Below are 19,505 nucleotides of genomic sequence, written 5' to 3'. Positions count from 1 at the left end.
GTGTTTGGTGTTTTTGACTGACGAGTTGAAAACACAGTTGCTACATACAGGCTACGCTTGCTAATGATGCAGATGCGACAGCTCCATTCAATTGAAATGCTGCCCCTGTTGATATAGCTGCTCCAACCTGCGCTACACCTGTCTTACCAGAGTTTTGTGCACTTGCAATGATAGCAGCTCCCGTTGCCGCTAAAGAAATAGCTGCAATTGTGGCATCCAACCCATCAAGCGAAGTTTTAGAATCTACTGGTTTTTGAAAAGTTTCTATTATTTTATTAGCATTTTGAAGCGCATCCGCATAATTAATAGCTTTTTGTATTGTGGACACTTTATCTCCCATTATTAAAAATAAAAACAATAAACCAAAAAAGTGAAGCAAGACAAATCAAAAATGTTAAATATGTTATATATAGCATTGAATTTTGAATAATTTCAGCATATTTTTTACCTTCATTTATCCTTCTGTTTAAATATTTAATATTTAATATTTTAAATATTTTTGATAAAAATATATTTAAAAACCCAGTAGCATAAAAAATATATTGATTGATATAAACAAAATCGGTAAAGTTTCCTATATCATTTTTATTCTTAAAAAAATATATACCTATACTAAAATAAATAGAAAATAGTATTATCAATATTATTATTAATAAAAAATTCATAGAATTTAATCCTTTGGATACGCGTAAATTTAACTATTATTATGGCCTGTTACTACATCTAATTATACAAAGCGCTTTATTATTCAGATAAGCCGCGCTCACAGAACGGATGTTCAACCCATTCAAAGTAAACAACTCACTCTCATCTCTGAAATCATCTGAATTCAAATCGCGCACGCGCAACTCAGCAAGTCGCCACCTCGGAAATCATAAATCAAACAATTGAAATTTATAAAATAGATGATTGAATTGTTACTTATTGTTCTCAAGCAACGATTCAGCATACTACCATGCCAATCACATGTTAATCAATGCAAAACTTATCTTAATTTATAAAAACTTAACACTATCCGCTTAAACTTAAATACAAACAAAAGCCTTAGGGTCTATTCACAATTCATCTCGTGGTAATCTTTTGGCTCAAAAACGCGCCTGCCGCGTTGAAAATGCTCGCAAGGTGTCCAACCTTGCTGCGCTTTTCGCCTTGCAAGCGCGCTTTTGCGCTCAAAATCTTACGCACGGATGAAATGTGAACAGACCCTAGACCGTCTGAATATTCAGACGGCCTATGGCTTATTCCAATAATTTAAATTTTATGTTTTCTTTCAGACGGCCTTATTGATAGCCGTTTAATCCGCCTGTTTTTTCAATAATCTTAAAGCATTGGCCACCACAATCAACGAGCTGATGCTCATGCCTAGGGCGGCGATCCAGGGGGTGACGAAGCCGAGCACGGCCAGGGGCACGGCGATGAGGTTGTAGATGCTGGCCCAGATTAGGTTTTGGCGGATAATGCGGCGGGTGCGCTGCGCTTGCTTGAGAATGCGCGGCAGCACGGCCATGTCATCGTTGAGCAGCACCACATCGGCGCCTTCGCGTGCCACATCGGCGCCGCCGGCCACGGCCACCGACACATCGGCGCGGGCGAGCACGGGGGCGTCGTTGATGCCGTCGCCCACCATCAGCACTTTGCGTCCTTGCCGTTGCAGGGTTTCGACATAGGCGAGTTTGTCTTCCGGCGTGGCTTCGGCGCGGTGCGCATCCAGCGCCAGCCCGGCGGCGAGGTTTTGCACGGCGGCGGCTCTGTCGCCGCTGAGCAGGTGCAGGCGCAGGCCTTGCTGCTTGAGCGTGGCGAGCATGGCAGGCACATTGCTTTTGATGGTGTCGTCGAGCAAAAAGGCGGCTTGAAAGCCTTGGCGATTGCCCAGCGCAATCAGGCTGCCGCTGTGCTCGATTTCTTGCAGCGCGCGTGGCAGATGGCCGGCGATTTCGGCCACAAATTCGGGGCGGCCGAGCGCCCAGGTTTGGCTTTGGCCGTTGATGGCAAGCTCGGCGCTCACGCCGTGGCCGATGCGGTTGAGCCGCTGCGCGCTGCGGATATCGAGGCCGCCGCCTTCGGGCAGGCTCATAATGGCGCGGGCAATCGGGTGCTCCGATTGGGCTTCGAGCGCGCGCGCGATTTGGGCGGCTTGGTGCATATCGATATTGCCCAAGGGCAAAATGGTGCGCACGTTCAGACGGCCTTCGGTGAGGGTGCCGGTTTTGTCGAACACCACATCGCTGATTTGCGACAAGCCCTCCAGGCTGTGGCTGCCGCTGATCAACACGCCGTCTGAAGCGAGCATGCCGGTGGATGCGGCCAGCGCGGTGGGCGTGGCCAGCGATAAGGCGCAGGGGCAGGTGATTACCAGCAGCGCCACGGTAATCCACAAGGCGGTTTGCACATCGGCATAAAGCCACCAGCCGATAAACACGGGCACGGCCATTAAAAGCAGGCCAAGCACAAACGATGAGGCATATTTATCGGCCAATTCGGCCAGGCGCGGCTTTTGCGCCAGCGAGCGGTCGAGCAGCTTCACAATATGGGATAAGCGGGTGTGGCCGCCCACTTGCTCGGCCTGAATCACCAAAGGGCCGGAGCTGTTGAGCGTGCCGGCGGTTACGCTGCTGCCCGCGGCTTTGAACACAGGCAGGCTCTCGCCGGTGAGCATGGCTTCGTTTACCTCGCTCTCACCGGCGAGCACGCGGCCATCGGCGGGAATCACTTCGCCCGGGCGCACAGCCAGAATATCGCCGGCGCTAAGCTGCACCACGGCGGCCTCTTCGCTCGCTTCGCTGGCGGGATAATCTGGCAGACGGTGGCAAAATGCGGGCACCAGCTTCACCAGCCGCTCGGCCGCGTCGCCCGCTTTGCGCCGCGCAATCTGCTCCATATAGCGCCCGGCCAGCAGGAAAAACACAAACATCGCCAGCGATTCGAAATACATGCCCTGCCCCGCATTATTCAAAAGCGCATAAAGGCCGGCGATAAAAGTGAGAATCAGCGCAATGGCCACGGGCGTGTCCATGCCCACGCGGCGGTTTTTCAAATCGCGCCAAGTGCCTTTGTAAAACGGCACGGCCGAATAAAACATCACCGGCAGCACCATCAGCAAAGCGCCCCAATGCAGCAGCGCCAGATATTGCGGCTCGATATCGTTGTAAAGATAAGTGGGAATGGCAAACATCATGGTCTGCATCATGCCAAGCCCGGCCACGGCCAGCCGGATCAGCGATTGCTTGCGCTCTTTTTGCGCCTGCTGTTCGAATTTCTGCGCATCATAAGGCGCGGCGGTGTAGCCCGTGTTTTGCACGCGCAGCAAAATATCGGAAAGCGCCACGCGATCATTGTCCCAAGCCACGCGCATGCGGTGGGTACTGTAGTTCAAATCCACGCGCAACACGCCATCAAGCCGCAGCAATTGCTGCTCGATCAGCCACACGCAGGCGGCGCAGGTGATGCCGCCGAGCATCAACACCGCTTCGCGCTCGCTGCCGGATAAAGTTTCCACAAAATCGGCCTGCATTTGCGGCAAATCGTAAAGTTTGAGCTGCTCGAGAATTTCCGGCGGCGGCAAGGCGGCTTTTTCGGCCTCGGCGGTGCGCTGCCTGTAATAATGCCCCAGCCCCGCATCGATAATGCTTTGCGCCACCGCCTGGCAGCCGGCGCAACAGGCCGGCTCTTCGCGCTTTTCATAGCGTATGTTCAGGTGGATATTTTCGGGCACGTCCAGCCCGCAATGGAAACATTTTTTTTCATTCATGGTGGGCGGATTTTACGCGCAATTTGAGCGGATGGTGAAACAAATAAGCGCGCGCGGCGCATTTTCGGGTGATAGCGATTCAAGTCGATATAAAGCCCATCGTTGCATAATGCCAAGGCCGTCTGAAAGCGTTTCAAACGGCCTGGCACCCTTTCGCGTGCGCACCTGCCTGTTGAATGTTTTAGCGGTGAATTATAGGCATAATACCAATCTAAAAAAATAACCTAACTTCTTTGTCTCGCCTTGCCGTACTATAGTGGAATGCAAGAAAAAGTGATACAAAACTGCGCACTATAACAGGTAGGTTGGGTTGTCAAACCCAACGTTTCAGACGGCCTGTGGGCTTGTTGGGTTTTCAACCCAACCTACCCGTTGTGTCACTTTTTCCTGCATTCCACTATATCTGTACTGTCTGCGGTTCGCCGCCTTGTTAGCTTACTTTTTTGAATGGGTATAAGAAAGGCCGTCTGAAAATATTTTCAGACGGCCTGCAAACCATCACACTTAAAACTTAATTGCCGTTTTGTGCCAGCTCCGTTTCGCTCAAGGGTTTGATGTGCCAGATTTTATCGGCATATTGCTGAATGGAGCGGTCGGATGAGAAATAGCCCATATTGGCGATATTAATCAGCGCGGCGCGGCGCCATTTGGCGGTGTCGCGATAATATTCGTCTGCTTTGTTTTGCGCTTCAACATAGCTGCGGAAATCGGCCATCAATTGATAATAATCGCCGTGTGCCTGTGCCACATCGCTGTAGCGGCCGGGTTCATCAGGCGAAAACACGCCGGTGGTGACTTGTTTTACCACTTGGCGCAGGTCGCGATCGGCTTCCAGATAGCTGATGGGGTCGTAGCCTTCGCGGCGCAGTGCTTCCACTTGCTCCACGGTGTTGCCGAAGATAAAGATGTTGTCGTCGCCCACTTTTTCGCGGATTTCCACGTTGGCGCCGTCGAGCGTGCCGATGGTGAGCGCGCCGCCGAGGGCGAATTTCATGTTGCCGGTGCCAGAGGCTTCGGTGCCGGCCAGCGAAATCTGCTCCGACAAATCGGCCGCCGGCGTGATGATTTGCGCCAGGCTCACGCTGTAGTTGGGGATAAACACCACTTTAATCAGATCGTGAATGCGTTTGTCGTTGTTGATCACAGCGGCCACATCATTAATCAGACGGATGATTTTTTTGGCCATGTAATAAGCCGAAGCGGCTTTGCCGGCAAAAATAAACACGCGCGGCTGCCAATCTTTTTCAGGATGCGCCAAAATGCGGTTGTAGCGGTCGATGATGTGCATCACGTTCATGGCTTGGCGCTTGTATTCGTGGATGCGCTTGATTTGCACATCAAACAAGGCTTCGGGGTTGACCTTGATGCCGAGCTCGCGCTCGATATAGTCGGCCAGGCGGCGTTTGTTGGCATTTTTCACTTCGGCAAATTCGGCCTGCACTTTCGGGTCGTCCACCAAATCGTTGAGCTCGGCTAATTTTTCCAAATGCAAGCGCCATTGCGGCGTGCCCAGGTGTTTGTCGAGAAAGCCGGCCAAGGGGCGGTTGGCCACGGCAATCCAGCGGCGCGGGGTAACGCCGTTGGTCACGTTGGTGAAGCGCTCGGGGAAAAGCTCGGCAAAATCGGCAAAAATTGAGGTGGTCATCAAATCGGAGTGGATTTTGGCCACGCCGTTGACTTTGTGCGAAGCCACCACGGCCAGCCAGGCCATGCGCACACGGCGCTCATAGCCCTCATCGATAATCGACACGCGACGGATAAATTCTTCATCATATTCACCCAGCTCGCGTACGCTATCGAGGAAATATTCGTTGATTTCGAAAATCAAATCCAAATGGCGCGGCAGTAGGCGACCCATTAAATCAACCGACCAGCTTTCCAAGGCTTCGCTCATCAGGGTGTGGTTGGTATAGGAGAAGATTTTGCAACACATCGCCCAAGCGTCTTGCCACGCGATGCCTTCTTCATCAATCAGAATGCGCATCAGCTCGGGAATGGCCAGCACCGGATGGGTGTCGTTGAGGTGGATGGCCACTTCGTCGGCCAGCGTTTCGATGCTGTCGAAGCGGCATTTGTGGCGGGCGATGATGTCTTGCACTGAGGCCGACACCAAGAAATATTCCTGCTTGAGCCGCAATTCGCGGCCGCTTTCGGTGGAATCGTTGGGATAGAGCACGCGCGAAATGTTTTCATCGCTGGTTTGGTTACGCATGGCGGAAAAATAATCGCCTTTGTTGAAATCGGCCAAATCAAACAGCGAGCCGGCATGTGCGGTCCACAAGCGCAAGGGGTTGGCCACATCGCCACCATAGCCGGGAATGATTTCATCATAGCCCAGCGCAGTGATTTTTTCAGACGGCTTCCAGTATTTGATGGGGCCGATGCTACGCAATTGGCCGCCAAAAGCCACCGGATAATGCTTGTTGGGGCGGGCAAATTGCCAGGCCATGCCTTTATCGAGCCACAAATCGGGCTTTTCCACTTGCTGGCCGTCAACGATTTCCTGCTTGAACATGCCGTATTGATAGCGGATGCCGTAGCCCATGGCCGGAATGCGCAAAGTGGCCAGCGAATCGAGGAAACACGCGGCCAAGCGGCCGAGGCCGCCGTTGCCCAAGCCCGGGTCTTCTTCTTTTTCGCTCACTTCGTCAAAATCGATGCCCAGCTGGCGGAAAGCCTCGATAAACACATCGTAAACGCCTTCGTTAATCAGCGAATTGGTAAAGGCGCGACCCAGCAGAAATTCCATCGATAAATAATACACCATGCGTTTTTGGTGCTCGATGTGGCTGCGGCGGGTTTGCAGAAAGCTCTCAGTTACCAAATCGCGGGCGGCAAACATGGCGGCATTGAGCCAATCTTCGGGTCTGGCATCGCGCGGGTCGACGCCCAAAATAAAAATCAGTTTGTAAACAATAGATTTGCGCACAAGCTCGGCATCGGGCTTGGGCACGCGGTATTCATATTCAGGTAACTTGACCATGGTTTTGTTCTCCACACAAGGTTGGCGGTTTGGTTTTAAGAATTCGGCATAATTTTCATAATTTTAAGGCCGTCTGAAAGCGGCGGCCTTATCTTTTTAGCTTATTGCTTTATTTATAGGCAATTAAGGGCAGATTTGTTGTAAAACTACCACCCGATATAATTGCACAACAATAAAATATCAAAATATGCACTTAAATTAGCGTTTCAAGTGGGCGTAACACGCATCATAAGCTTCCGCTGCTTTCTGCCAACTGAAATCTTGCAACATGGCCTCTTTGCGTATGGCCGGCCAGGCGCGCGGCTTGTGCCACAGCGCCAGTGCTTCTTCGAGCGCCGCGCCCAAAGCGGCGGCAGAAGCTTCTTCAAACACAAAGCCGGTGGCGGTTTTGGCTTTGAGGCTGTCGGCATCGCAGCCCACCACCGTGTCGGCCAACCCGCCGGTGTGGCGCACCAGCGGCAACGTGCCGTATTTTAAGCCGTAGAGCTGGGTGAGGCCGCAAGGCTCGAAGCGGCTGGGGATAATAATCACATCGCCGCCGCCAATCAGCCGGTGCGCCAAGGTTTCGTCGTAGCCGATATGGATGCCCACTTGCTGCGGATAAGCCTCGGCCAGCGCATAAAATGCCTGCTCCAGCTCAGGCGCGCCGCTGCCCAGCAATGCAAATTGCAGCTGCGGATGTGCGGCGAGCTTTTCGCTTAAAGCTTCCACCAGCAAATCGGCGCCTTTTTGCGGCGTGAGCCGCGACACCATCACGGCGAGCAAGGCTTGATCGTCTTCTGCCAAGCCGAAATGCTGTTGCAGCGCCAATTTATCGGCTTTTTTGCCCTGCATGGCTTTCAAATGGTAGTTTTTCACCAGCGCGGCATCGGTTTTCGGGCTCCACACGGCATCGTCCACGCCGTTCAAAATGCCGCTCAAACGGCCTTGTGCCAAGCGGGTTTGCAGCAGGCCTTGCAGGCCGCAGGCCGCAGGCTCGCAGGTGATTTCCGCCGCATAAGTGGGGCTGACGGTGGTGATGTGGTCGGCATAATACAGGCCGGCTTTCAAAAACGAGATTTGGTTGTGGAATTCCAGCCCGTCCACATGATACATCGCCCAAGGCAAATCCAGCTCGGCCAAGTGCTTGGACATAAACATGCCCTGATAGGCGATATTGTGAATGGTAAACACGCTTTGCACATCCACGCCCCAAGCGGCCAGATAAGCAGGCGCCAGGCCGGTTTGCCAATCGTGGGCGTGCAGCACATCGGCCTTGCCCCATGTTTCGTCCATGCCGCCGGCCAGCGCCGCGGCCGCCCAGCCGAGCAGGCCGAAGCGGATGACGTTGTCGCTGTAATCGAAATAGTTTTGGTCGTGATAAGGGTTGCCGCCGCGGTCATACAGATGCGGCGCGTCCACCAGATAAAGCCCCACGCCCTGATAATCGGCATAGCGCACCACCACATAGCCGCCGAAGGTGTCGCGTGCGGCCACTTCGGTGGTGTCGGGCAAGGCTTCGCGCACTTGGCGGTAATAAGGCAGCACCACGCGCACATCATCGCCGCGCTGCTGTTGGGCAAAGGGAAGCGCGCCCAGCACATCGGCCAGGCCGCCGGTTTTGATGAGCGGATAAAGCTCTGAGCTTGCGTGTAGAATTTTCATGGTTGATCTCCTGTTGTGAAACCGCAGCCAAACTGTTTTGCAGTCGGTTTGAAGCCGGATGCTGCTTGCACGGATGATGAGTATGCCGTGCCGCCATTATAGGGTATAGGCTTGATGTTTCACTTTGATTATGAAGGTAAATTTTTATTTTCAGATTTAAGGCCGTCTGAAAGGCGGCGGTGCGGGCATGGTGGCCGCCCGCCGCTTCTTTATGCTTATGCTTATGCTTCGGCTTCGCGCGCTTTGAGCAGCGCTTTGAGCATGGCCGGCGTCACCAGCACCACTTCGCCGCTGGAGCTCACGCGGAAACGGCGGGCGTCTTCTTCAGCATTGATGCCGATTTGCATGCCGTCGGGAATCACGCATTCACGCTCGATAATGCAGTTTTTCAGATGGCAGTTTTTGCCGATGCGCACGCCGGGCAGCACCACCACCGAATCGAGTATGCTGTTTTCCTGCACGCTCACCCGCTCAAACAACACCGACGAGCGGATATCGGCATCGGTGATGATGCAGCCGCCGCTCACCAATGAGTTGTCGAGCCCGCTGCGCTCTTTGTTTTTATAGAAAAATTTGGTCGGCATGGCCTGTGTGGGCAGGCCGCGCACCGGCCAGGAGCGGTCGAAAAGATTGAGCTGCGGGTGCTCGGTAACCAAATCCATATGAGTGCGCCAATAGCTGTCGAGCGTGCCCACATCGCGCCAGTAAATGCTGCCCTCGGCATTGCGCCCCATGCAGGAGCGTTCAAACGGGTGAGCGTAAAGCACTTCTTCTTTCAGCGCGCGCGGCAGAATGTCTTTGCCGAAATCGTGGTTGGTGCCCACTTTGGTTACTTCTTCGGCCAGCGTTTGGTAAAGGTAATCGGCGTCAAACACATAAATGCCCATCGAAGCGAGCGAATAATCGGGCTTTTCGCGCATGCTCGGCGGGTTGCTCGGCTTTTCCACGAATTCTTGCACTTGCAGCGCTTCGTTTACCGCCATGATGCCGAATTGGTCGGCTTCGCTGCGCTTCACTTCGATGCAGCCCACGGTGCATTTGGCGCCGCTGGCCACGTGATCGCTCAGCATGCGCATATAGTCCATTTTATAGATGTGGTCGCCCGCCAGAATCAGCACATATTTGGGTTTGTAGTGCTCTTGCATGATGGGCACATTTTGCCACACGGCATCGGCCGTGCCGCGATACCACATCACTTCGTCAATCTGCTGGCGCGCCGGCAGCATGTCGACAAACTGGCCGCGGTCGCGCGGCAGGAAAGACCAGGCATGCTGCAGGTGGCGCAAGAGCGAATGGGCTTCGTATTGCGTGAGCACGCCGATTTTTTTCAGGTTGGAATTGAGGCAGTTGGACAAGGTGAAGTCGATAATGCGCCAATTACCACCGAAATACACGGCCGGCTTGGAGCGGCGGTCGGTCATTTCGTGCAAACGCGTGCCCCGCCCGCCCGCCAATATCAACACCAGCGTGTTATCGGCAATATCCATTGTGTGCAGCGTGCGGCCACCATCGTTGCTTGTTGTGTTTTCGTTGGTATTCATCTCTAATCCTTTAGCGGTTTTTGTTGGTGAAAAAGCCAGATGCCCATGTGCCCCACTTGGCAGCGGCCATCAGCGTATCGGTGGTGTTGCGACGGTGCGCAACGGCACAACCATTCCCCTTTGGGTAAATCAAATATCTGGCTGCCGCGTTTGGCGTTCACCAACAGCAGCCATTGCTCATCAAGCAGCACTTGCAAAGCTTTGCTGCTGCCATCATGCCAATCGCGCTCGCGCATTTCCCGGCCGCCGCTGTTGAGCCAGCGCACGCGCCCGTCCCACCAGCTGTTGTTATTGAGCAGGGGTATTTCGCGGCGCAGCGCGGCAAGTGTTTGCACATATTCTTTCAGACGGCCATTTTGCTGCGTCCAGTCCAACCAAGTGATTTCGTTGTCTTGGCAATAACCGTTGTTGTTGCCCTGTTGGCTGTTGCCCAGCTCGTCGCCGGCCAGCAGCATGGGTGTGCCGTTGGCGAAAAAAAGCGTGGCCAGCAGGGCTTTGGCGCTGTATTCGCGCAAAGCGGCGATTTCGGCATTGCCGGTTTCGCCTTCTTCGCCGTGGTTGTCGCTGAAATTTTCGTGGTGGCCGTCACGGTTGCCCTCGCCGTTGGCTTCGTTGTGTTTTTCGTTGTAGCTCACCAAATCATGCAGGGTGAAGCCGTCGTGTGCGGTGAGAAAGTTGATGCCGTCTGAAGGCTTTTTGCCGCGATGGCGAAACACATCGGCAGAGCCTGCCAAGCGTTCGGCAAACACGCCCAAGCGCCCGCTTTGGCGCAGCCAAAAAGCGCGGATATCGTCGCGGAAGCGGTCGTTCCACTCGGCAAACGGCGTGGGGAATGCGCCCAGCTGATAGCCGCCCTGCCCAATGTCCCACGGTTCGGCAATCAGCTTGCAACCGGCGAGCAGCGGGTCTTGATAGGCCGTCTGAAAAAAATGTGCGTCAGTGTGAAATTCGGGCTCGCGCCCCAATACGCTGGCCAAATCGAAGCGGAAACCATCGATATGAAAGCTTTGCCGCCAATGGCGCAGGCAATCCATCACCCAGCGCGCCACATCGCGCTGCGCCACGTTGAGGGTGTTGCCGGTGCCGGTCCAGTTTTGGTATTGGCCGTGCGCATCAAGCCAATACCAAGCCGGCGCGTCGATGCCGCGCTGGCACAGCATCAGGCCGGTGGGCATGTCTTGCTCGGCGGTGTGGTTAAACACCACGTCCAAAATCACTTCGATGCCGGCCTGATGCAGCGCTTTCACGGCGGCGCGCAGCTCATCGGCGGCCTGCTCGGGCGCGGCGGCATAGCGCGGCTCCACGGCGAAATGGGCATAAGTGTTGTAGCCCCAATAATTCACGAGGCCGTTTTGCTGCAAATGATATTCATCGGAATGCAGCGGCAAGGGCAGCAGCTCGATGGCGGTGATGCCGAGGCTTTTCAGATGGCCGATCACCCGCTTGTCGGCCAACGCGCGATAAGTGCCGGCCTCGGTCAAATCGGGAAACTTTTTGGTAAGCCCTTTCACATGCGCTTCGTAAATCACGGTGTGCGCCCACGGCGTGTTTGGGTGAGCATCGTTGCCCCAATCGAATTCAGACGGCCGCTCCACCACGCTTTTGGCAGCCACGGCGGCATTGTCGCGGGTATTGTTAAAAGCAAAATGCGCCAACGATTCGGCATCGTTATAACGCGGCCTGCCCGCCACGCGCGTGGCATAAGGGTCGAGCAATAATTTTTGCGGGTTGAAATACACGCCGGCCGCCGCATCGCTGTGGCCGTGCACCCGAAAGCCGTAATGCTGCCCCGCGCCGATGCCGGCCACGAAGCCGTGGTGGATGTCGCCGCTGCGCGCGGGCAGGGTCAGGCGCGTTTCGGTGTCGCCGTCAAAGAGGCACAATTCCACTTTTCGCGCCCGCGAAGAGAAAAGCGCAAAATTTACGCCACCCTCATCCACGCAGGCTCCCAGCGGATAAGGCTGCCCGCACTCAATCTTCGGTGCGTTCATGATGGTTTTCCCGATAAAGATACACGGTGGCCAATGGCGGAATGGTGAGCACCAACGATTGCGGTTTGCCGTGCGATGCGGTGCTTTCGCTGTGGATTTCAGCACCCGGCGCTACGCCGCTGCCTTGATAATCGAGGCCGTCTGAATTCAAAATCACGCGGTAAGTGCCGCCCTCATTTACGCCGAAGCGGTAATGTTCGCGCACCACCGGCGTGAAGTTGCTGATCACAATCACAGAATTGCCTGCCCGATCGCGCCGCTCAAACACAAACACCGAGCTGTTACCATCGTCCACCACCAGCCATTCGAAGCCTTCCGGCCATTGGTCGAGCTGATAGAGCGGCGCGTGGTCGCGATAGGTGTGGTTGAGATCGCGCACAAAGTTCTGCACACCTTTGTGCCAGCCGCCATATTCGGGCTCGAGCAAAAACCAATCGAGCGGTTGGTCGTAATTCCACTCGCGCCCTTGCGCAAACTCGCAGCCCATAAACATTAATTTTTTGCCGGGGAAGCCATACATAAAGCCGTAATAGGCGCGCAAATTGGCGAATTTCTGCCAGCAATCGCCCGGCATGCGGTCGAGCAGCGATTTTTTGCCGTGCACCACTTCATCGTGCGAGAGCGGCAGAATAAAGTTTTCGCTGTATTGATACATCATGGCAAACGTCATCAGATGGTGATGGTATTTGCGGTTTACCGGATCTTCCTGCATATAGCGCAAGGTGTCGTTCATCCAGCCCATATTCCATTTATATTGGAAATTCAGCCCTTCGGCGCGGGTTACGTTGGCAAATGAGGTGGATTCTTCGGCGATTTCCGAAGCGCCGGGCGCTTCTTGCTGCAACATGGTGTTGGTGTCGTGCAAAAAGCCGATGGCTTCCAAATTTTCGCGGCCGCCGTATTGGTTGGGTATCCATTGGCCGTCGTTGCGCGAATAATCGCGGTAAATCATCGAAGCCACGGCATCCACGCGCAAGCCGTCAAAGCCGAAGCGCTCTATCCAATAAAGCGCATTGCCTTGCAGGAAATTTTTCACTTCGGTGCGGCCGAAGTTGTAGATTAATGTGTTCCAATCTTGATGATAGCCTTCGCGCGGGTCGGCATGCTCGTAAAGCGGCGTGCCGTCGAATTGCGCTAGGCCGTGCTCATCGGTGGGAAAATGCCCCACCACCCAGTCGAGTATCACGCTGATGCCTGCTGCATGAGCGGCCTGAATCAGATGCTGCAATTGCTGCGGCGAACCGAAGCGGCTGGTGGGCGCGTAAAGGCCGGTGGCCTGATAGCCCCATGAGCCGTCAAACGGGTATTCCGACAAAGGCAATAATTCGATATGGGTAAAACCCATCTCTTTCACATAATCCACCAATTCGTGCGCCAGCTCTTCATAAGTGAGCCAAAAGCCGTTTTCCAGATTGCGCCGCCACGAGCCCAGATGCACTTCATAAATGCTGATGGGCTGGTCAATCGCGTTGGCGCGGGTGCGGTGCGCCGGTGCGGGCACTTTTTCGGGCAGGCCGCGCACCACCGAAGCAGTGGTGGGGCGCAATTCCGAGGCAAAAGCATAGGGATCGGATTTTTGACGCACATGGCCGCCGGCATCGCGGATTTCAAATTTATACAAAGCATTAAACGCCACATCAGGCACAAAAATTTCCCACACGCCGATATCGGCATGATGGCGCATCACATGGCGGCGGCCGTCCCAATTATTGAATTCACCAATCACCGACACGCGCTGCGCATTCGGCGCCCACACGCTGAAATGCACACCTTTGGCGCCTTCGTGTTCCACTAAATGCGCGCCCAGCGTTTCATAAGGCCGCAAATGCGTGCCCTCGCCCAGCAGCCACGAATCCAGCGATTGCAGGCAAGAGGGGAAACGGTAAGCATCGTTCACGATTGAAGCCGTCTGAACGCCCGAATAACGCACCTTAAACGCATAATCGGGCGCACCCTCGGGCAGCACCGCCGCGAAAAAACCGCGCGCATCGACTTGCTGCATCGGCACAATCAATTTGCCGCCTTCGCGCGCCACCACGTCCACCTCTGCCGCATCGGGCATCAGGCAGCGCACCACTTCGCCTACGCCGGCCATATCATGGCGGCCAAGGTAGGCAAACACATTGCCGTGCGTGACGTCAAACAGGCTGTTGACGGTGTTGCGCTCTTGTTGATCGAGCGGCGGATAAGCTTGGGTTGGGGTATTTTTTTTCATGCGTATCTCTTTTATCATGGCCAGCGCTGCTGCCAGCGCCGGTTGTTGGTCGAAATCTTCTATGGCCGATGGCAGGCGGCAAGCCCAGTTGGGATAGCCCTCTGCCACGCCGGGCACGTTGAAATTATCAAAAACCGGCAACAGATTTTCAATCTGCACCGCATAAAGCCTGCCCGCACCTTGCGCACCGAATCGGTGGATGGCCGAGCGCAAGGCGTCTGTCAACACAGCCGGCAGCGCTTCATCAGCCGCCAAGCAGCCGGCTTTTTTCAAAGCGGCAAACCAATCGGCTTTATCGCGTGCGCGCTGCGCACAGGCCGTCTGAAAAGCATCTTCATCGGGCAGCGTGCCCAATTCGTGCATAATCACTAAATCGCGCCCTGCCCAATAGCCCGCCAAGGGCGCCAAATCATGGGTGCTGGTTACCGTAAGCGCTTGCGGCGGGTGCGCATCCGGCGGCGCCACACCCTCACCGTTGCGGCTGAAATAAAGCACCGTGTAGGACAAAATCCGATAGCGGTTCAGCAAATCGCGCATGCCCTCGGGCACAATGCCCAAATCCTCACCAATCACCACGCAGCGGTTGCGGCGGCTCTCCAACGCCAAAATCGCCATCAACACCGCTTGCGGATAATGCACATAAGCGCCCCAAGCCGCACTTTGATCGCCCATCACCCACCAAAGCCGGCTCATCGACATCACATGATCGATGCGCAACACGCCATAAAGGCGCATGTTTTCGCGCAACACGCGGATAAATTCCCGATAACCGGTGTGCTGCAACGCCGCCGGATGCAAAGGCGGCAATTGCCAGTTTTGCCCCACCGGGCTGAAGGCATCGGGCGGTGCACCCACCGACACATCGCTGCAATACACACGCCGGTTCAACCAAATATCCGCGCCGCCGCGCGCCACGCCCACCGATAAATCGCCGTAAAGCCCCAGCTGCACGCCGTGTTGCTGCGCCGCTTCATTCACCGTTTGCAGCTGCCCGGCGCAAAGCCATTGCAGCCACATATAAAAACGCACCTCATCAGCATGCTGCGCGGCAAATTCGCGCACCGCTTCGCTCTCGGGCTGTTGGTATTCCGGCGGCCAGCCCGGCCAACCCAACACATGCGGGTCGGCAAAATGCTGCGCCAGCGCTTCAAACACGCCCCAGCCATCAAGCGCTGCGCCTTTTTCTTCCACAAACCCGGCAAACTCGGCACGCTCTTGCTGCCGCGCGGGCGATTTATCTTGATTAAATGCAACAAAGGCCGTCTGAAGCGCTGATTTTTTCAGCGCCCACACGGCCTTATAATCCACGGTTTCTGCGGCACGCACCGCGGCAAGCTGCTGCTGCACATCTTCGCCCGCCAGCCACTGCTGCGCCGCCTGCGAGCCCTGAAAAGCCGCCACTTGTGCCACATCCAAATACATCGGATTGAGCCAAACCCGCGATGAGGGGCTGTAGGGGCTGGCATAATCGGGGCGACTGCCAAACAGCGCATGCAGCGGATTGATACCGATAAAATCCAAGCCGCGCTTGCCTGCAAAAGCCATCAGCGCCGCCAAATCGCCAAAATCGCCCACGCCCCAGTTGGCAGCCGAACGCAAGCTGTAGAGCTGCACCGTCATGCCGTTGAAGCGGTGGCCGGCGGCCAAATCAGGCGGCTCATAAGCACTATCGGGCGCCGCAATCAAGAAGCAACGGAACACACGGCCATTTTGCTGCTGCACACCTATTTCATAATAGCCCTCGGTCAAAGCCGGCAGCGCAAGCGAGAGGCCGTCTGAAAGCATGTGCCATACCACATCTTGGCGCACGCCCGCTTCATCGGCCAACCAAACCGCTTGCGGCGCATCCACGCCCGCCAACACCAGCGTGCCTACCGAGCCGGCAGCGGCCACTTCCACCGCATCAAAATCACCTTCGGCATGCTCCTCATCAGCCAGCCGTGCCAGCAATGTTGCCAACACCCCCGGCTTGGCCGGGTAATAGCGCCCGTCCACATCGTGGTAGCCCGATGCAATGCCCGCAGCCCATGCTTTTTGCTCCAGCAACCCATCATCATGCATGACCGGTTCCCTGCCTTTCAACGCTTTTTTAAAGTGTGCGCTTATGGTTTAACAGTTACGATTAAATTGGATAAGAATGCAATGTGAATGTAATACAAAATGTTCACTTTGTCTTTGACTTAATGCATCTATAGATTCGGCAATTAAATATTGAAATTTCAACATTAATCCCCATTTCTCCCCAATGGAAAAAGAAGACGGAAGAAAACTTGCAGCCGAAGCCCAATTCGAACGGCGCAAGCAAGCAGTCAGACTGCACAAACAGGGCAAAACACCCGAGCAAATCGCCGAAATGCTCGGCATGGGTCATGTCACCGCGCGCTCAGCCATCAAAATCGCCGAAGCAGACGGCATCAAAGCATTGGCACCCAAAAAGCGCGGACGCCCATCAGGAAGTTGCCGCCAACTGAGTGAAGAGCAGGAAGCCCACATACAGCGCCTTATCTGTGAAAAGCGCCCCGAGCAGATGAAAATGGACTTCGCCTTATGGACTCGGGCGGCGGTTATGGCCTTGATCAAGCAAGAGCTGGCTATCGAATTGCCGGTACGTACGGTAGGCGAATACCTCAAGCGCTGGGGGTTTACGCCGCAAAAACCCATCCGGCGCGCCTACGAGCAACGTCCCGAAGCAGTGAAGCAATGGCTGGAGGAAACCTATCCCGATATCGCCAAACGGGCAAAAGCCGAAAAAGCGGAAATCCATTGGGGTGATGAAACAGCGGTAGTCAATACCGATGTACGCGGGCGGGGTTATCAGCCCAAAGGACAAACGCCGGTAGCCTATACCGTAGGCGGGACACGGCATAAACTTTCGATGATTTCAACGGTGACCAACCAGGGCAAGGCACGCTGGATGATTGTGGAAGATGCATTCAACAGCGACAAGCTGATTGAGTTTCTGGAAGCATTAATCAAAGATGCCGGTAAGAAAATCTTCCTGATACTGGATAACCTGCGGGTTCACCACAGCAAGCCGGTCAAAGCCTGGTTGGAAAAGCATAAAGAGAAGATCGAAGTGTTTTATTTACCCAGTTACAGCCCGGAGCTGAACCCTGATGAACGGTTGAATGCGGATTTGAAACAAGCACTGGGCTCGCGTGTTCAGCATCGTACAAAAGCGAAACTGAAGCAGGCAACGGAGAATCATATGCGGATGCTGGAGAACCATCCTCAACGGGTGGCTGCGTATTTTAGAGATCCGAAGGTGAAGTATGCTGCATAAACATTTCAATATTTAATTGCCGAATCAATAAGCATTAATTCATTCTTTACGAAAGCAATATTGGCCAATATAAAATTATTTCAGCAGCGCCCTATTTCTGAGCGCAACCACGCCGCGCTTTTGCATTTTCGCCAACACAAATAGGCCGTCTGAACATTCAGACGGCCTGTTTGATAATCACGAAATCCTACCCACCCTAAACAACCTTATTGAAACAACCTTATTGCATTGACCTGCCTTGCCGTGCGGATTGCACTATCTGCGGCCCGCCGCCTTGCAGACGCGCTTTTGCGCTTAAAATCTTACGCGCGGATGAATTGTGAATAGCCCCTAGCCAGCGTTTTCGCACAAATCATCCAACCAAAATAAAAAAAAGCACCGAAAAATCGGTGCTTTTTTTTATTTTGGTTGGCGGAGTGGACGGGACTCGAACCCGCGACCCCCGGCGTGACAGGCCGGTATTCTAACCAACTGAACTACCACTCCGCACAAAAAAATGGTGGGTGATGACGGAGTCGAACCGCCGACATTCTGCTTGTAAGGCAGACGCTCTACCAACTGAGCTAATCACCCGTTTTCTTTCGCGCTCATCGCTGCGAGAACGGAATTAAACCAAAATCCGGCCGGCGGCGCAAGCCTTTTGGCCGATATTTTTTCAGATTTATTGCAAACAATTGAAACAAAAATAAAATTATTTTTAAAATTTTACCTTTCAGACGGCCTGTTAATCAGCCTCACAGGCCGTCTGAATATCGGCTCGGTCAAATATCAAACCAATGGCCGAGTTTTTCCGCTTTGGTGTGCAAATAGCGCTCGTTTTCCGGATTTTCACCCACATGCAGCGGCACATGTTCGGCCACATTGATGCCGGCATCGGCCAACACCTGCACTTTTTGCGGATTATTGGTGAGCAGCTTCACCGAGCGCACGCCCAAATGGTCGAAAATATGCTTGGCCAACGTGAAATCGCGCGCATCCACCGGCAAGCCCAGCGCCACATTGGCTTCCACCGTGTCCAGCCCCTGGTCTTGCAATTGATAAGCGCGGATTTTATTAATCAGGCCGATGCCGCGCCCTTCTTGGCGCAAATACACAATCACCCCGCGCCCCGCCTGCTGCACCGCCTGCATCGCCGCCTGCAGCTGCGGGCCACAATCGCATTTTTGCGAAAAAAGCGCATCGCCGGTGAGGCATTCGGAATGCACCCGCGCCAACACCGGCGCATCGCTGCCGATATCGCCCATGCTCAGCGCCACATGCTCCTGCCCGCTGCGCACTTCTTCAAAACCGTGCAAGGTAAACACGCCCCACTCTGTGGGCAGGCGGCAGGCGGCCACAAATTTCAACGGCTTATTCATCCTGCGTCTCCTCTTCTTTTTCAGGCCGCAGCAAGGCTTGCAGCGGCGCGGCCAAAGCCAGCGCCAGCCCCACCCACACAATTTGGGCAGCCTCATCAAACCCGTTTTTCCCGGCATGCTCCAGCTGCAACACGCCCAGCACCGCGCCGTTTTCCAAGCAAATCGGCAGCGACATCTGGCTTTGGCTACGCAGGTTTTGCTCACCCCGAAGCTCATCCAGCGCGAGCCAGTGCGGCACATCCTGCACCAGATTCAGCCAGCCCGTTTGCGCCGTGCGGCTGGGCAGATCCGTCCACGCATGTGCCTCATCCAGCAGCAGCACTTGCGCCAAGGCCGCGCCCTGCTGCGCCAAGCGCAACAAATAAGGTGTGGTGTTTTCATTTTCAGACGGCATCAGGCCGTACACCACCGCGCTTTGACAAGGCGCGCGCTCAAATGCCGAATCGAGCGCCATAAAAATCTGCTTCAACAAAGCCTCGCTGCCCGCATCCGCTTCAATATGTTCGGCCAGCACCGCCTCGTCATTGGCATACCATAAAATACTGCGTTCAACCGAAGCCGCACCCATGCTGATCACCGCCTGCGCCAAACGCAGCGCCACCAGCACCTCATCTTGCGGCAATTGCAAACCTTGTGTTTGCAGATAATCTTGCACCAATAAAGCTGACATAAACGCTTTCTCTTTCTGTGTGATGCCGATTCAAAAAAAACAACCTTGCTGCATTGGCTCGCCTTACCATGC

General features: G+C 54.6%; 11 protein-coding genes and 2 tRNA genes. 1 reads left to right on the top strand and 12 read right to left on the bottom strand.

What is annotated here, in order from left to right; genetic code table 11:
- Positions 1 to 40 precede the first annotated feature (40 nt).
- From LVJ78_RS04600 to glgB, 8 genes are all read right to left on the bottom strand, one after another.
- A complete protein-coding gene (locus LVJ78_RS04600) occupies positions 41 to 328 on the bottom strand; it encodes a hypothetical protein (RefSeq protein WP_132954781.1) in 288 nt (95 codons plus the stop codon).
- Between the two features lies 1 nt (position 329).
- Positions 330 to 665 carry a hypothetical protein gene (locus LVJ78_RS04595; protein ID WP_132954782.1) on the bottom strand — a complete coding sequence of 112 codons (336 nt, stop codon included), beginning with the start codon at positions 663 to 665 and terminating at the stop codon, positions 330 to 332.
- 629 nt (positions 666 to 1,294) lie between these two features.
- A complete protein-coding gene (locus LVJ78_RS04590; protein WP_132954783.1) occupies positions 1,295 to 3,748 on the bottom strand; it encodes a heavy metal translocating P-type ATPase in 2,454 nt (817 codons plus the stop codon).
- A 511-nt stretch (positions 3,749 to 4,259) separates the two neighbouring features.
- The gene (locus tag LVJ78_RS04585; RefSeq protein WP_132954784.1) at positions 4,260 to 6,731 is read right to left on the bottom strand and encodes a glycogen/starch/alpha-glucan phosphorylase; all 2,472 of its coding nucleotides are present in this window, start codon (positions 6,729 to 6,731) and stop codon (positions 4,260 to 4,262) included.
- Positions 6,732 to 6,929: 198 nt separating this feature from the next.
- On the bottom strand, positions 6,930 to 8,375 hold the full coding sequence (gene glgA / locus LVJ78_RS04580; protein ID WP_132954785.1) for a glycogen synthase GlgA: 1,446 nt from the start codon (positions 8,373 to 8,375) through the stop codon (positions 6,930 to 6,932).
- Positions 8,376 to 8,596: 221 nt separating this feature from the next.
- Positions 8,597 to 9,916 carry a glucose-1-phosphate adenylyltransferase gene (gene glgC, locus LVJ78_RS04575; RefSeq protein WP_243650400.1) on the bottom strand — a complete coding sequence of 440 codons (1,320 nt, stop codon included), beginning with the start codon at positions 9,914 to 9,916 and terminating at the stop codon, positions 8,597 to 8,599.
- A gap of 2 nt (positions 9,917 to 9,918) precedes the next feature.
- The gene (glgX, locus tag LVJ78_RS04570) at positions 9,919 to 11,907 is read right to left on the bottom strand and encodes a glycogen debranching protein GlgX (RefSeq protein WP_132954786.1); all 1,989 of its coding nucleotides are present in this window, start codon (positions 11,905 to 11,907) and stop codon (positions 9,919 to 9,921) included.
- Positions 11,888 to 16,183 carry a 1,4-alpha-glucan branching protein GlgB gene (gene glgB / locus LVJ78_RS04565; protein WP_132954787.1) on the bottom strand — a complete coding sequence of 1,432 codons (4,296 nt, stop codon included), beginning with the start codon at positions 16,181 to 16,183 and terminating at the stop codon, positions 11,888 to 11,890. Before glgB ends, glgX begins: the two co-directional genes overlap by 20 nt.
- 184 nt (positions 16,184 to 16,367) lie before the next feature.
- Here glgB and LVJ78_RS04560 point away from each other — a divergent pair, with 184 nt between their 5' ends.
- Positions 16,368 to 17,405, top strand: coding sequence for an IS630 family transposase (locus LVJ78_RS04560; protein WP_132954952.1), 1,038 nt, complete (start codon positions 16,368 to 16,370; stop codon positions 17,403 to 17,405).
- Between the two features lie 409 nt (positions 17,406 to 17,814).
- Here the strand turns inward: LVJ78_RS04560 and LVJ78_RS04555 are convergent.
- The 4 genes from LVJ78_RS04555 to LVJ78_RS04540 form a co-directional block, all read right to left on the bottom strand.
- Positions 17,815 to 17,891 (bottom strand) — tRNA-Asp (locus LVJ78_RS04555).
- 11 nt (positions 17,892 to 17,902) lie between these two features.
- Positions 17,903 to 17,978, bottom strand: a tRNA-Val gene (locus LVJ78_RS04550).
- A gap of 188 nt (positions 17,979 to 18,166) precedes the next feature.
- Positions 18,167 to 18,763 carry a GTP cyclohydrolase II gene (gene ribA / locus LVJ78_RS04545; protein WP_132953762.1) on the bottom strand — a complete coding sequence of 199 codons (597 nt, stop codon included), beginning with the start codon at positions 18,761 to 18,763 and terminating at the stop codon, positions 18,167 to 18,169.
- Complete coding sequence (locus tag LVJ78_RS04540; protein WP_132953763.1) at positions 18,756 to 19,433, bottom strand: hypothetical protein; 678 nt, start codon at positions 19,431 to 19,433, stop codon at positions 18,756 to 18,758. The genes ribA and LVJ78_RS04540 overlap by 8 nt, the downstream gene beginning before the upstream one ends.
- Positions 19,434 to 19,505: the final 72 nt, after the last annotated feature.

This window comes from Uruburuella suis (assembly GCF_022870845.1).
GTDB classification, from domain to species: Bacteria; Pseudomonadota; Gammaproteobacteria; order Burkholderiales; family Neisseriaceae; genus Neisseria; species Neisseria suis.
This window is presented reverse-complemented; position numbering and strand designations above follow the sequence as displayed.

Excerpts from the sequence above, each read along its gene's own strand:
- LVJ78_RS04595 (WP_132954782.1), bottom strand. The coding sequence starts at position 665 with ATGAATTTTTTATTAATAATAATATTGATAATACTATTTTCTATTTAT.
- LVJ78_RS04590 (WP_132954783.1), bottom strand. The coding sequence starts at position 3,748 with ATGAATGAAAAAAAATGTTTCCATTGCGGGCTGGACGTGCCCGAAAAT.
- LVJ78_RS04585 (WP_132954784.1), bottom strand. The coding sequence starts at position 6,731 with ATGGTCAAGTTACCTGAATATGAATACCGCGTGCCCAAGCCCGATGCC.
- glgA (WP_132954785.1), bottom strand. The coding sequence starts at position 8,375 with ATGAAAATTCTACACGCAAGCTCAGAGCTTTATCCGCTCATCAAAACC.
- glgC (WP_243650400.1), bottom strand. The coding sequence starts at position 9,916 with ATGAATACCAACGAAAACACAACAAGCAACGATGGTGGCCGCACGCTG.
- glgX (WP_132954786.1), bottom strand. The coding sequence starts at position 11,907 with ATGAACGCACCGAAGATTGAGTGCGGGCAGCCTTATCCGCTGGGAGCC.
- glgB (WP_132954787.1), bottom strand. The coding sequence starts at position 16,183 with ATGCATGATGATGGGTTGCTGGAGCAAAAAGCATGGGCTGCGGGCATT.
- LVJ78_RS04560 (WP_132954952.1), top strand. The coding sequence starts at position 16,368 with ATGGAAAAAGAAGACGGAAGAAAACTTGCAGCCGAAGCCCAATTCGAA.
- ribA (WP_132953762.1), bottom strand. The coding sequence starts at position 18,763 with ATGAATAAGCCGTTGAAATTTGTGGCCGCCTGCCGCCTGCCCACAGAG.
- LVJ78_RS04540 (WP_132953763.1), bottom strand. The coding sequence starts at position 19,433 with ATGTCAGCTTTATTGGTGCAAGATTATCTGCAAACACAAGGTTTGCAA.